At 63.3% G+C, this 13,229-nt stretch carries 13 protein-coding genes; 6 read left to right on the top strand and 7 right to left on the bottom strand.

Translation table 11 applies throughout. The features are described 5' to 3' along the window. The first annotated feature begins 12 nt into the window (after nucleotides 1-12). The gene (locus N554_RS0120610) at nucleotides 13-972 is read left to right on the top strand and encodes a DnaJ C-terminal domain-containing protein (RefSeq protein ID WP_029585205.1); all 960 of its coding nucleotides are present in this window, start codon (nucleotides 13-15) and stop codon (nucleotides 970-972) included. Between the two features lie 391 nt (nucleotides 973-1,363). Here N554_RS0120610 and N554_RS0120605 read toward each other — a convergent pair whose 3' ends face one another. Together N554_RS0120605 and N554_RS0120600 are read right to left on the bottom strand one after the other, a co-directional pair. Continuing rightward, on the bottom strand, nucleotides 1,364-2,134 hold the full coding sequence (locus N554_RS0120605; RefSeq protein ID WP_029585204.1) for an anti-sigma factor family protein: 771 nt from the start codon (nucleotides 2,132-2,134) through the stop codon (nucleotides 1,364-1,366). Between the two features lie 143 nt (nucleotides 2,135-2,277). After that, on the bottom strand, nucleotides 2,278-2,766 hold the full coding sequence (locus tag N554_RS0120600) for an RNA polymerase sigma factor (RefSeq protein WP_029585203.1): 489 nt from the start codon (nucleotides 2,764-2,766) through the stop codon (nucleotides 2,278-2,280). 185 nt (nucleotides 2,767-2,951) lie between these two features. Here N554_RS0120600 and fabI point away from each other — a divergent pair, with 185 nt between their 5' ends. The 4 genes from fabI (at nucleotide 2,952) to N554_RS0120580 (ending at nucleotide 6,933) form a co-directional block, all read left to right on the top strand. Continuing rightward, nucleotides 2,952-3,770 carry an enoyl-ACP reductase FabI gene (gene fabI, locus N554_RS0120595; protein WP_029585202.1) on the top strand — a complete coding sequence of 273 codons (819 nt, stop codon included), beginning with the start codon at nucleotides 2,952-2,954 and terminating at the stop codon, nucleotides 3,768-3,770. Between the two features lie 11 nt (nucleotides 3,771-3,781). Next, nucleotides 3,782-4,381: a histidine phosphatase family protein gene (locus N554_RS0120590; protein ID WP_029585201.1), complete on the top strand. Its 600-nt coding sequence runs from the start codon at nucleotides 3,782-3,784 to the stop codon at nucleotides 4,379-4,381. A 219-nt stretch (nucleotides 4,382-4,600) separates the two neighbouring features. Next, nucleotides 4,601-5,689: a chorismate synthase gene (gene aroC, locus N554_RS0120585; RefSeq protein ID WP_029585200.1), complete on the top strand. Its 1,089-nt coding sequence runs from the start codon at nucleotides 4,601-4,603 to the stop codon at nucleotides 5,687-5,689. 59 nt (nucleotides 5,690-5,748) lie between these two features. Then, nucleotides 5,749-6,933, top strand: coding sequence for an adenylate/guanylate cyclase domain-containing protein (locus N554_RS0120580; RefSeq protein WP_029585199.1), 1,185 nt, complete (start codon nucleotides 5,749-5,751; stop codon nucleotides 6,931-6,933). Between the two features lie 127 nt (nucleotides 6,934-7,060). Here the strand turns inward: N554_RS0120580 and clpS are convergent, their stop codons facing one another. After that, the gene (gene clpS, locus N554_RS0120575; protein WP_029585198.1) at nucleotides 7,061-7,366 is read right to left on the bottom strand and encodes an ATP-dependent Clp protease adapter ClpS; all 306 of its coding nucleotides are present in this window, start codon (nucleotides 7,364-7,366) and stop codon (nucleotides 7,061-7,063) included. A 36-nt stretch (nucleotides 7,367-7,402) separates the two neighbouring features. Next, entirely contained in the window at nucleotides 7,403-8,437 is a 1,035-nt protein-coding gene (locus N554_RS0120570) for an SEL1-like repeat protein (RefSeq protein ID WP_197033652.1), read from the bottom strand. Nucleotides 8,438-8,986: 549 nt separating this feature from the next. Between N554_RS0120570 and N554_RS0120565 the strand changes: the two genes are divergently transcribed. Continuing rightward, nucleotides 8,987-9,838 carry a DUF1194 domain-containing protein gene (locus tag N554_RS0120565; RefSeq protein ID WP_029585196.1) on the top strand — a complete coding sequence of 284 codons (852 nt, stop codon included), beginning with the start codon at nucleotides 8,987-8,989 and terminating at the stop codon, nucleotides 9,836-9,838. 139 nt (nucleotides 9,839-9,977) lie between these two features. Here N554_RS0120565 and N554_RS0120560 read toward each other — a convergent pair whose 3' ends face one another. The 3 genes from N554_RS0120560 to N554_RS0120545 form a co-directional block, all read right to left on the bottom strand. Further along, nucleotides 9,978-11,036: a class I SAM-dependent methyltransferase gene (locus tag N554_RS0120560; protein ID WP_036053776.1), complete on the bottom strand. Its 1,059-nt coding sequence runs from the start codon at nucleotides 11,034-11,036 to the stop codon at nucleotides 9,978-9,980. 192 nt (nucleotides 11,037-11,228) lie between these two features. Then, nucleotides 11,229-12,473, bottom strand: coding sequence for a class I SAM-dependent RNA methyltransferase (locus tag N554_RS0120550; protein WP_029585194.1), 1,245 nt, complete (start codon nucleotides 12,471-12,473; stop codon nucleotides 11,229-11,231). Next, on the bottom strand, nucleotides 12,466-13,215 hold the full coding sequence (locus N554_RS0120545) for a TlyA family RNA methyltransferase (protein ID WP_029585193.1): 750 nt from the start codon (nucleotides 13,213-13,215) through the stop codon (nucleotides 12,466-12,468). The genes N554_RS0120550 and N554_RS0120545 overlap by 8 nt, the downstream gene beginning before the upstream one ends. Nucleotides 13,216-13,229 lie beyond the last annotated feature (14 nt).

The raw sequence follows: 13,229 nt of genomic DNA, 5'->3' as shown, positions 1-13,229 counted from the left end.
GAGACTTAACGAATGCGCGACCCCTATGAGGTCTTGGGGGTGCCGCGGGGCGCCAGCGCTGCGGCGATCAAGAGCGCCTATCGCAAGCTCGCCAAGAAGCATCATCCGGACAACAACAAGAACGATCCGAAATCCGCGGCACGCTTCTCCGAGATCAATTCGGCCAACGAGATCGTTGGCGACGAGGAGAAGCGCAAGCAGTTCGATCGCGGCGAAATCGACGCCGACGGTAAGCCGCGCTTCCAGGGCTTTCCGGGCGGCGACCCGCGTGCGCGCGGGGGCGGCTTCGAGAGCCATACATTCCGCACCGGCGGTGCCGGCCCCGGAGGCTTTGGCGGCGGCGGCTTCGAGGACATTCTCAACAGCATGTTTGCCGGCGCCGCGGCGCGGGGCGCACGGCGCGGCGCAGGCAGCGCCTTCGAGTTCGATACCGGCGGCATAGCGCTTGATCTCGATCTCAGCGTGGCGATGACGGTGTCGCTCGAAGAGGCGGTGAAGGGCGTGGAGAAGCGCGTCCGGCTACCGACCGGCAAGGAACTTAACGTCAGGATTCCCGCCGGTGTCACCGCGGGTCAGCAGATCCGGCTGAAGGGGCAGGGCGAGACCGCGCCCGGCCACCGCTCCGGCGATCTCCTGATCACGGTCAATATCGCGCCGCATCCATTCTTCAAGGTCGACGGCAGCGACCTTCGCGTCGATCTGCCGATCACCCTGTATGAAGCTGTGCTCGGGGGCAAGGTTCGGGTGCCGACGCTCGGCAGCGCGGTCGAATTGTCTATTCCGAAGAACACTTCGAGCGGCCGGACCTTTCGCCTGAAGGGCAAGGGGCTGCCGACTGCGACCGGCGGTACCGGCGACCTGTTCGTCACCACCCGCATCATCCTGCCGGACGGGCACGACAGCGCGCTCGAGGCCTTGATGCAGAAGTGGCGCGAGGGACATCCCTACAATCCGCGCAGCGATCTGACCTGATTCTTTCTGGCCTGATTGCTTCAAGTCAGGCCGAAAGTGTACGGCCTCGACCGGGGGACCAGCGCGGTACAAAAACCCCGATCGAGGCCGGTTGCGTCGATCGGCGGATCGAGCGCGTCACATTTCGCGTGACATGCGGTGCGATTTTGAGACCCGCCGATGTCTTGATTCCAGATTTTCGATGTCGGAATTGGGACAGAAATGATGACCCAGTCTAGCCGCTATCTTTGGTAGTGTTTTTGGCCCGTATCCGGATGGAGCGAAGCGAATCCGGGATAGGCTGCCAAGCTGGCCCACTATCGGCGCGATTTCGTCCCGGGCGACACCGCAGGCGCGGAGACTGACCCGGATTGCGCTCCGCTATGACCCGCCTGCACCTCGTGAGCAGCGCTTAGCCGCCGCTCTTTTCGGTCTGGTCGTAAACCAGACGGGCGACCTGCGTCAGGCGCTCGCGGTCGCTGCTGCCGCTGACCACGTATCCGACACCGCGGTCGGACCAAAAAAGCGCGCCGTTGTTATCCTGGTTGGCGTACCGCATCTGCGTGGTCTCCGCTGCCGCTCGCGCGGCGTAGACCGTAAAGCGTTCACCCGACGCGCTCTCATACATCAGAAACGATGCAGGTCCGGTAGGGCCGGGCAGCAGCCGTCCTCCGACGAGCTTCAACCCGGTCGCGTCCAGCTCCGGGGCACGAACGTCCCAGCCGCAGCGCTTGGTCAGCCATTGCTGGAGATGAGCGCGCTCGCTTCCGGGCACCTCGACGGGATGGCGGACCTCGACCACATAGAGCCGGTGCGCATCCAGCGCATCCCGCGTGAAATTCTGCAACGCCGATGGCGAAGCGGCCGCGCCACGCGCCAGCCAGCCGACGCCGCCGCCGGCGATGAACGCCACCAGCGCTGCTGCGATCGCGCCGTAGATCCATTGGCGCGGTTGCCGCACCAGCCGCTCGATCTCAAGCCGCTTCGGCACCGGCTCGTCGGCGACCGCGTCATACCGCGCACGCAGCCCCTCCGCCATCGCGCTCCATGATCGCACCCGCTCGGCGTCGTCAGGGTGGGCTGCGAGCCATGCTTCGACATCGCCGCGACGCTCCGCCGGCAGTTCGTTGTCGACATAGGCGTGCAGCTCGTCCTCGGTGACAGGAATTTTTGGATCGGTCATCGTCGTTGTCTCTGTCTGATCTTAATCGAAAATTGCTTGTCGGCTGTCAGCGGTCTTCCCAACGCGGGGAAAAATGCGAAAACATCGCAATTCAAACCCGTTCATCACATCGTTCGTTACGCCTGCGTGGTTAATAGTTGCCATCATTTCACCCGCCGCAGCGCCGGGCGTTCGCCCTCAAGCACGGCTTTCACATGGGCGCGGGCACGGGCGAGCCGTGACATCACGGTGCCGATCGGCACCCCCTGAATGTCGGAGACCTCGCGATAGCTCAACCCTTCCAGCATCACCAAAAGCAGCACCGAACGCTGCTCCTCCACCAAGGTCGCCAGCGCGCGGGCGATGTCGCGGCCTTCCGCTTCGGTGCCGCTGGCGTCGGGATTGTTGTCGAGCAGCGGCATGAACTGCGGCCGCCGCGCCAGCGATCGCCTCCGGTTCTTGTTGAGGTTGGTCAGGATGGCATAGAGCCAGTTCCTGACGTCGCCGCCGAGGAACAGCCGTTCCGAACGCAGCGCCCGCACCAGCGTATCCTGCACCAGATCGTCGGCGACATCGGCATCGCGCGCCAATGCACGCGCGTACCGCCGCAGGGCCGGAATCATGGCTTCGACACTCTGGCGAAACGCGTTCATTAACGCCCGATCTCGGACACGTCCGTGGGCGTCGAATATCGCCAACGCCTCAACCAATAGAACACCGAAATATCGCGGCTATTCCGGCTGCGCGCCGAACAGCCCAATCCGAGGCGGATTTGGGCTGTACCGGCCGGTGGGGCTGGTGTACCTCCAGACCTGATCAAGGTCGATTGGAAACTTGGATGCCGCACATTTCAGGTCTGATGCAGGGCAAGCGCGGGGTGATCCTCGGCGTCGCCAATAACCGCTCGATCGCCTGGGGCATCGCCAAGGCCTGCCACGCGGCAGGCGCGGAGATCGCGCTCACCTGGCAGGGCGATGCGCTGAAGAAGCGCGTCGAGCCGCTGGCCAAGGAACTCAATGGCGTCCTGCTCGGCCACTGCGACGTCACCGAACCCGCAACCATCGATGCGGCGTTCGAGGTGCTGAAAGAGAAATGGGGCAAGATCGACTTCGTGGTGCACGCGATCGCGTTCTCCGACAAGGACCAGCTCGACGGCCGCTATCTCGAAACGTCGGCGGATAATTTTTCAAAGACCATGCTGATCAGCTGCTACTCGCTGACCGCGATCGCGCAGCGCGCCGAAAAGCTTTTGACCGATGGCGGCTCGATCCTGACGCTGACCTACTACGGCGCGGAGAAATGGATGCCGCATTACAACGTGATGGGGGTTGCGAAAGCGGCGCTGGAGGCCAGCGTGCGCTATCTCGCGGCCGATCTTGGCGAGAAGAACATCCGCGTCAACGCGATTTCGGCGGGACCGATCAAGACGCTGGCGTTTGCCGGCATCGCCGACTCCCGCTATCTCCTGAAGTGGAACGAAATCAACGCGCCGATGCGTCGTAACGTCACCATCGAGGAGGTCGGCGACAGCGCGCTGTATCTGCTTTCGGACCTGTCGCGCGGCGTCACCGGCGAAGTGCATCACGTCGATTCCGGCTATCATGTCGTCGGCATGAAGCGTCCGGAGGCGCCGGACATGTCGCTGAGCAAGGAATAGCCAAGCGTACGATGCCCGTGCCGACGATCTACTACATTCGCCATGGCGAAACAGCATGGAATGCCGCGGGACGCTTCCAGGGCTCGCAGGATATTCCACTAAACGACCTCGGACGCACCCAGGCTGTTGCGGCCGGCGGTATTCTCGCCGATTTGTTGGCGCGCGATGGGAGTGAGGCATCGTCCCTGGCATTCGTGGCCAGTCCGCTTGGCCGCGCGCGGCTGACGATGGAGCTTGTGCGCGGCACGCTGCAATTGCCGCCCGACGATTACGCCGTTGACGATCGGCTGCGCGAGATCGGCTATGGCCAGTGGGAAGGTTTGACGCTGCCCGAGATGGAGTTGCACGACGCGGTCACGTTCGCAGCCCGCCACGAGGACAAATGGGGCGTCGCGGCGCCATCGGGCGAGAGCTATGCGAGCGTCACGCTGCGCATGCGCGAGTGGTTCGATTCCCTTCCCGTCGACACCGTCACTGTCGCCCATGGCGGCACCATGCGGGCGCTGATGGTCGCCCTTGGCATCGCGATGCCGCTTGAGGCCGCCGAGACGCCGATCGGGCAGGGCGTGGTCTACGTGTTCAACGAGGCTGGATTGACGAAATATAGTTAAGGGCACAATCGCGACCATCATGCCCGCCAACCGGTCGGCCGATGGGCCGCTCGATGACAGGCTCCGTCGGGCATCCAGTATTCCGCGCCGGTAGCGAGATCTCCCCACCGTCATGGCCGGGCTTGTCCCGGCCATGACGAACGAGAGGTTTGACCGGCCAAGTCCCCCGCGTTACGACAAGGCGCTGTTGACTTTCAACCGCCCTGCGGATTGTCAAAAATGTCCTTCAACACCTTCGGCCACATGTTCCGGGTCACGACCTTCGGCGAGAGCCATGGGATCGCGATCGGCTGCGTGGTCGATGGCTGCCCGCCGTTGCTGCCGCTGGCCAACGAAGACATCCAGCGCGATCTCGATCGCCGCCGTCCCGGACAGTCGCGCTTCACCACCCAGCGCCAGGAGCTAGATGCGGTAAAGATTCTCTCCGGCGTGATGGCGCATCCGGAGACCGGCGTGCAGGTGACGACCGGCACGCCGATCGCGCTGTTGATCGAGAACACCGATCAGCGCTCGAAGGACTATTCCGACATCAAGGACAAGTTTCGTCCGGGCCATGCCGATTTCACCTATGAGGCCAAATACGGCCTGCGCGATTATCGCGGCGGCGGCCGCTCCTCCGCTCGCGAGACCGCGACGCGGGTCGCGGCCGGCGCCATCGCCCGCAAGATCGTTCCCGAGATGACCGTGCGCGGTGCCCTGGTGCAGATGGGTCCGCACAAGATCGATCGCGAAAAATGGGACTGGGACGAGATCGCGCGCAATCCGTTTTTCTGCCCGGACAAGGACAAGGCTGCGTTCTTCGAGGGCTACCTCGACGATATCAGAAAGAAGGGATCGTCGATCGGCGCGGTGATTGAGGTCGTCGCGGGAGGCGTGCCGGCGGGACTGGGCGCGCCGATCTACGCCAAGCTCGATGCCGACTTGGCCGCGGCGCTGATGAGCATCAACGCGGTGAAAGGCGTCGAGATCGGCGCCGGCTTTGGCGCTGCCGAATTATCCGGCGAGGAAAACGCCGACGAAATGCGGATGGGCAATCAGGGCGTCAGCTTCCTGTCAAATCATGCCGGCGGCATTCTGGGCGGCATCTCCACCGGGCAGCCGGTGGTGGCGCGCTTCGCGGTGAAGCCGACCTCCTCGATCCTGTCGCCGCGCCGCACTGTGGATCGCAGCGGCGCCGACACCGATATCATGACTAAGGGCCGCCACGACCCCTGCGTCGGCATCCGCGCGGTGCCGGTGAGCGAAGCCATGATGGCCTGCGTGCTCGCCGATCATTTTCTGCGGCATCGCGGGCAGGTCGGCGGTTAGCCATATCGGTAAGTTATCTCATTGACGGGCCGCGAACTTGCGCGGCAAATGCGACCGTGATGAATACATCCGACCTGCAGAAAATCGCCGACTGGCTGATCGATGGCGCCAGGTCCGCGCCCAGCCCATCCAGAATGATGGCGGACACTTGCGAGCGCGTGGTGCAGGCAGGCTTGCCGCTGTGGCGCGTCGGTGTCTTCGTCCGGACTCTGCATCCCGATATTTTCGGCCGCAATTTCATTTGGCGGCCGGGAGCCGAAGTCACCGTCGGCACTGTGGATTTTGATATTCGGAATTCGCCGGAATTCAAAAGCAGCCCGCTGGCGATCGTATTTCACGAGGGGCGGGAGGTCAGATGCCGCCTCGACGATCCGGCAAGCGACCGCTTTCCTTTTCTCGACGACATGCGCGCCGAAGGCGTCACCGACTATATCGCGCTGCCGCTTCTGTTCCTCGACGGCTCGATCCACGCATCGAGCTTCACCACGAAACGGCCGGACGGCTTCAGCGATGACGAGTTGGCCGCACTGCGAGCGATAGTGACGCCACTGGCGCGGGTCATCGAGATCATCAGCCTGCGCCGCACCGCCTCGATCCTGCTCGACACCTATGTCGGCAACCGCGCCGGCGAGCGGATTCTCGGCGGGCAGATACGGCGCGGCCACACCGATACGATGGATGCCGCGATCTGGCTGTCGGACTTACGCGGTTTTACCGCGTTGTCGGACCGGCTGCCGGCCGAGACCGTGGTCGATATCCTCAACGGCTATTTCGACTGCCAGGTGGCCGCGATCCGGACGCACGGAGGGGAAGTGCTGAAGTTCATGGGCGACGGGCTGCTCGCGGTGTTTCCGATCGATGAATATGTCGGCGACGTCCAGCAGGTCTGCGGCCAAGTGCTGGAAGCCGCGCGCGAATCCCGCGCCAGCGTCGAGGCGATGCAGTACCCGATCGGCGATGCCGTCGAGCGCTTCCGCTTCGGGGTCGCGCTGCATGTCGGAAAAATCCTGTACGGCAATATCGGCGGCGGCAACCGGCTCGACTTCACCTGCATCGGTCCGGCCGTCAACCTCGCCGCGCGGCTGGAGAAAATCGCCGGCCGCCTCAATCGAACGATTGTCGCGTCTGCCGGGTTCGCTGGAATTTGCGCAGGCAGCTGGGCTGATTTGGGCGAGTTTCCGATCGCTGGCTTTTCAAATGCCCAGCGCGTCTATGGCTTGGTAGATGAGACCCCTGCGGCTTGAACTCGGGAACAGCCGGTCATCGCCTGTTGGAGCCTTTTCCGTTTTGATAGAATCGAAACTTGGCTCTCGATTCTTGATTGACGCGTTTTCTTGATGTGAACCGGTCTCCACTTCGTTTGAAAACGCTCTATTCCTCCGGCTCGGTGGTGAACAGCAGCGGGTAGCCCTTGGCGCGGCCGGCGTCGGTGGCGCGCGTTGCCTTGGTCTCGGCAACGTCCTTGGTGAAGACGGCGACCACGCATACGCCGCGCCGATGCGCCGTGATCATGACCTTGTGGGCCTGATCTTCGGTCATGCGGAATTCCGCCTTCAGGACTGTGACGACAAATTCACGGGGCGTGTAATCGTCGTTGACGAGGATGACCTTGTGCAGGCGCGGCCGTTTGGTCTTGGTCTTGACCTTGGTTTTCGGCTTGGTGACGGCATCGATCATTCCGGCAGCACCTCCTCACGGCGGCGCACGCTTTGGTCAGTTGGCGCGGCACTCCGCCAGACGCGGCTTCATGCTCTGATCGCCACGGTTGACGGCCGTCTCGATGAGTTTACAGGCTCCTGGCTTGTCCTGGAACTGGGCATTCGGTGACAGTTTCAGGGCAATCAGGGCCGTTATCGCGCCGGGCTCGTCGAGTTCCGCGGCCTCGACGGCGCCGTAAAGTAAGTTCCTCGGATATTTGACCCGCACGTCGGGATTGGCCGCGAGCAACTGCAACACCTGCAGGCGCGCGTCGAGATCCCACTGGCCGGCGAGATCGACCAGCCGCACCGCCTCCTGGACGTCGCGGGGCACCAGTTTGCCTTCGAGATAGAGCTGCCCGAGTACACCCTTGACCTTTACGGTGTCTGAGGGGGCTTGCAGCAGGGACAACGCGCGCTTCGGGTCCGCCGGGCCGCCTTCGCCGGCGATCAGCATTTCCGCCAAAGGCGGGATCGCGCCGCCGGGATCGGGACGCCGGGATTCTTCCAGCAATGACCGCGCGCGCATGGGATCGTCCTTGCGGATTGCGAGCGCCAAATGCGTCTTGGCGCCAGACTGCCCCGCCTTGCTCAGTGTCTCGAGCAGGTCAACGCCACGGGCTGCTTCGTCCGGATTGTCGGATTTCGCCAGCAAGCGCCCGAGCAGCACCAGGAGATTTCCGCGGCTCTCGTCTTTCGCGGGATTGGCAAGCGCGCGCTCCGCCCAATATCGCGCGGCGGCCGCGTCGCGCTTTACGGTGCCGCCGCGGTCAAGCAATACGGCGAGCATCTGCGTGGAATAGGGATGCCCGAGCTCGGCGGCTTTGCGCAGCGCGTGATCGGCCTCGGCGCGCGGCACCAGCGGCGCCTTGTCGAGATCGCCGCGATCCCATGATTTATGGGATTCATAGATCTCGTAATAGGCCTCGGCGTCGTTTTGCGCCGCCACCTCGCGCAGGAGCGCAAGCGACTCCGCTCTTTGGGCGTGCGGCATGGCCCGCGCCACGGCTACCTTGAAGCGGGGATTCTCCGGTTGAGCTGCGAACGCCATATTGCAACTCGAGATCCGTAGTTCGGTGCGGCGCCGAATTGCCTCGTCGCCGAGATACTCCGATGCATGATCGGAAAGGCGGAGGCAGGTTTCGCCGGCCGAGGCCGCTGTTAGCGGTTCACTCGATGTCGCAGCGGCGGGCTCACTCACCTCTGGCCACAGCGGCGACAGAAATAGCACAACGACAGCGCCGATCACCGCCAACAAAACGGCCCACCAAACGGTCGCGCGCGTCCGTGGCGGCCGACCATCGTTTGCGGGAATCGCAGGGGGTGTAACCATATCTGTGCCGATCCGCGCACTTTTTCGCGCGCTACATCTGTCGCCTCACCGCTGGATTCGTTCAATCCGGGTCACTGGTGCGGCAGCACGGTGGGCGGCAGGCGATGATATCGCCCGAATCCGCTTCCTCGCGTCGGTGGTAAATGGAGTCCCGTCGCAATTAAGGCAGCGGTTTGACTGACTTGAATGTGTAGCGACAATCGATGTTCCCGCTTTTCGAAGTCCGATTTGCGTGTCACCATCGCGTCAGACGACGGGAGGGCCGCTATGCGCTGGTATGTCTCGATCGGGGCGGTGCTTGTCGCGGGGGCGATGGCCGGAGGTGACGTAGCGGGTATCGCCGCGCCGAACCCAAGCAATCAAGCAGGCCATCACTTTGCCGACAAGGACGCGGGGTCGCCTGTCGATGTCGAACTGGTTCTCGCCGTCGATGTCTCCTATTCGATGGACATTGACGAACTTGCGATCCAGCGAGAGGGCTACGCCCAGGCCATCGTTTCCAAGGAATTTCTGCAGGCGCTAAAAACCGGCCCTAACGGCAAGATTGCCGTGACCTATTTCGAATGGGCGGCATCCAGCGACCAGAAGATCATCATTCCCTGGCGGTTGATCGATGGCCCGGAAACGGCGGATGCCGTCGCCAATGAAATCATGAAAACGCCGATCCGCCGGGCGTCGCGCACCTCGATCTCAGGTGCGATCCATTTCGCGATGCCTTTGTTCGAGGAGAATCCCTATCGCGGTTTGAGGCGCGTCATCGATATTTCCGGGGACGGCCCCAACAATAACGGCGCGCCGGTCACCGGCGCGCGCGACGCGGCGCTGGAGAAGGGCATCGTCATCAACGGCCTGCCCATCATGGTGAAGGAGCCGTCCTATTCGACCATGGACATCGACAATCTGGATTTTTACTACGAGGACTGCGTGATCGGAGGCCCCGGCTCGTTTGTGGTGACGATCAAGGATCGCGACAAATTCAAGGAGGCGATCCGGACTAAACTGCTGCTCGAAGTCGCCGGCCGGACGCCCGAGCGCCCGATCGTCCCGGTGGCCGAGAAGGAGCCGCGGGTGAATTGCATGATCGGCGAAAAAATCTGGCAAGATCGCTGGGGGCGGTGAGAGGTTAGGCAGCTTCGTGGCGAGAAAAGCCCTTGCGCGCCGTCTCGACCACGAGGCCGTTCTTTACGGGGCCGGGGAGCGCCAGGACGACGTAAACCCCGACGTAAACCCCGACGTCAACCCCAACGCAGGTTTTCGATTACGCCCGCGCTTCCAGAATCAAGTTGAAAGGCGTTTCGGTGGCGCGGCGGAATCGGGTCAGCCCGCCTTGCCGAGCGACTTCGCGAAGGCGCGCTTCACCGGCCTGCGCGCCGAGCGCCAAGCCGACCTCCTGATCGAGCGAGGCGGGCGTGCAGACCACCGTCGACGCGGCGTAAAAGATGCGTCCGACTGGATTGAGATTGTCCTCAAGTCGGTCGTTGGCAAACGGCTCAACCAGCATGCAGGTGCCATCGTCCGACATGGTCTCCCGCACGTGTTTCATTGCGCCGACCGGATCGCCCATGTCGTGCAGGCAGTCGAAGAAACAGACGAGATCATAGCCCGCGGCTGGAAACGTCTTGGCAGAGTGAACGTCGAAACGCACGCGTTCGCCAAGCCCGGCATCCTTTGCTGCCTGGCGCGCGGCCTCGATCGAACCCGGATGATAGTCGAATCCGAAAAATCGTGAATTCGGAAACGCCTCCGCCATCAGCCGCGTGGAAATTCCGTGTCCGCAGCCGACGTCGGCAACCGCTGCGCCGCGCTTGAGCTTCTCGACGACGCCATCCAGCGCGGGCAGCCATTCCTGCACCAGATGGTGCTTGTAGCCTGTGCGGAAGAAACGCGCCGTACCGCAGAACAGGCATTCGCTACGCTGATTCCACCCGACGCCCTTGCCGGTCTTGAACGCGTCGGAAATCTTGGATTCGTCGAGGAACGTCGCTGAAATTAGACTGCCGACCGCACCCATGAACACTGGGCTGTCCTCGTTGCCGAGAACCATATCCTGCTCCGGCGTCATCGAGAATTCGCCGGACGCCGTGTCGTAATCGACATAGCCGGATGCGGCCTGGGCGGCGAGCCATTCGCGGACATAGCGTTCGCTGGTGTTCGTCGCTTGGGCAAGTTCCGCCGAGGTGAGGGGTCCCTTGGCCGCAAGCGTCTTGTAGAGGCCGAGCTTGTCGCCGATCAGCATCAGCGAAGCGTTCATCGCCGCACCGACGTCGCCCAGCATCTTTCCGACGAATGCATTTAGCTTGTCAGGATTGACGTCCATAATGATCTCCTGTGAAGTCAACTGTCTTCAACGGCGTGACTTGCCCGGATCTCACGCGGCATTCGGCCGTCTGTGTTGCTCAATCCGTCGGCATGCCGTGGAATGCTGGATCGGCGATCACTGGAACCAAAACGCGATCGACCGGCCCTGTGACCGCTTCCCATGCGTAGGTCATCGGCCCGCAAAACAGGTTCAACGTTTCAGCACAAATCGTGCGACCAGTTCCACATGCGGGGTGTGGCGGAATTGGTCGACCGGCGTTACGCTTTCTGGCCTGTAGCCGCCATCGATCAGAATCCGCGCATCGCGCGCAAACGTTGCGACGTTGCATGATACCGCAACCACCACCGGAACTTTGCTCGCCGCGAGCTGAAGCACTTGCGCCTGCGCGCCCTGCCGGGGCGGATCGAAGACGACCGTATCGTAGTCGCGCAACTCCTGCGGCATCAGCGGACGCCGGAACAGATCGCGTGCCTCGGCCTTGAGCGGCTTCAGTCCAGGGGTCGAGGTCGCCGCTTTCTGCAGCGCGGTGATCGCGCCCGGGTCGCTGTCGAATGCTGCAATTCGCGATTTTGCCGCGAGCCGCAACGCGAACGGTCCGACCCCGCAAAACAGGTCGGCGATGTGCTTGGCGCGCTTGCAATGTCCGGCCACGAGCTCCGCCAGCGCTTGCTCGCCGGCGGTCGTGGCCTGCAGGAACGAGCCCGCCGGCAGGGGTACCTGCGCATTGCCGATGGTGATTGTCGGCGGCGCCCGCATCAGCACCAGCTCGCCGTGGCGTGTCAGCCGCGCCAGGCGGTGTCGCTCCGCAACGCGCGACAGGGTTGCGATCAGCTTCGCCGGCAGCGGCCCCGAGCCGCGCACGTCGACATCGAGGCCGTTATCCGCAGCGGTAATCTGGATGTCGAGCGGCTTTCCGATCGATATCAGCGGCTCGGCGATGGCCCACGCGGCTTCCAGCGCACCGTTTAATGCAGGATCGAGAATTGGACAGCGATCGACCGGAATGATGTCGTGCGAATTTGCCTCGGCGTAGCCCACCTTGAGCACGTCATGCGTGCCCATCCGGGCGTGGAGGGTGATCCGCCGCCGACCGAGGCCATGGGCATCGACCAGGGGAGCCACTTCACAATCGATCTTCGCCTGCGCCAGCGTCTCGATCACGAGATCGCGTTTCCATGCGCGGTAGCGCTCGGCCTCCCAATGCTGAATCGCGCAGCCGCCGCAGACTCCGAAATGCGGGCAAAATGGCGTGATCCGCTCCGGGCTTGCATGCTCGACCCCGAGCAGGCGCCGGCGGTCGGGATGGCCAGCCACAGGCGCAGCCTCGACGGTCTCGCCGCCAAGCGTGTACGGCACATACACGGTCTGTCCGTCGACCAAGGCGACACCGTCGCCGCGATGACCGACGTGATCGATGACCAGACGTTCAACCACGGCGCGCGCCGATGAAGAATTCGATGTTGCCGTCGCCGCCTTTGATCGAGGACGGAAACACCTGGATGCCGGTGCATCCGAGCGAAGCCGCGAACGCCGCGATATCGTCGCAGATTTCCTGATGCACCATCGCATTGCGGATGATGCCGCGCTTGGAATGCTTACGCGGCGCCTCGAATTGCGGCTTGATCAGCGCCAGCAGATGCATCGGCGCCGCCGCCAGCGACAGCGCAACCGGCAGCACCGCTTTCAGGGAAATGAAACTGACGTCGATGACGACGACATCCGGACGCGCCGGCAGGCGCTTGCCCTCAAAATCGCGGATATCGGTTTCTTCCATCGAAACGACCTTGGGATGGCCGCGCAGCGACGGATGCAGTTGCTCGCGCCCGACATCGATGGCGAACACCAGGCTGGCGCCGTTGGCGAGCAAGACCTCGGTGAAGCCGCCGGTCGATGCGCCGACGTCGAGGCAGACATGACCCTCGATTTCGATCGGATATTGCTCGAGCGCGCCCGCCAGTTTAACGCCGCCGCGTGAGACAAAGGGATGCGCGGGCTGCGCCTGCAGCACGGCGTCGGCGGCAATGCTCTCGGATGGCTTCAGCACCGGCTTGTTATCGGCCATAACGAGGCCGGCTTCGATCGCGGCCTGGGCCCGCGCCCGGCTCTCGAACAGGCCGCGCTCGACCAGCAACAGGTCCGCGCGCTTGCGGGGTGAGGTTCGATCGCCCTTGGTCAAGTTCAACTCGATGC

It is taken from the genome of Bradyrhizobium sp. URHD0069 (assembly GCF_000701345.1).
Taxonomy (GTDB): Bacteria; Pseudomonadota; Alphaproteobacteria; order Rhizobiales; family Xanthobacteraceae; genus Bradyrhizobium.
Note: the sequence above shows the minus strand (reverse complement) of the source record. Positions and strands in the feature narration are given on the sequence as shown.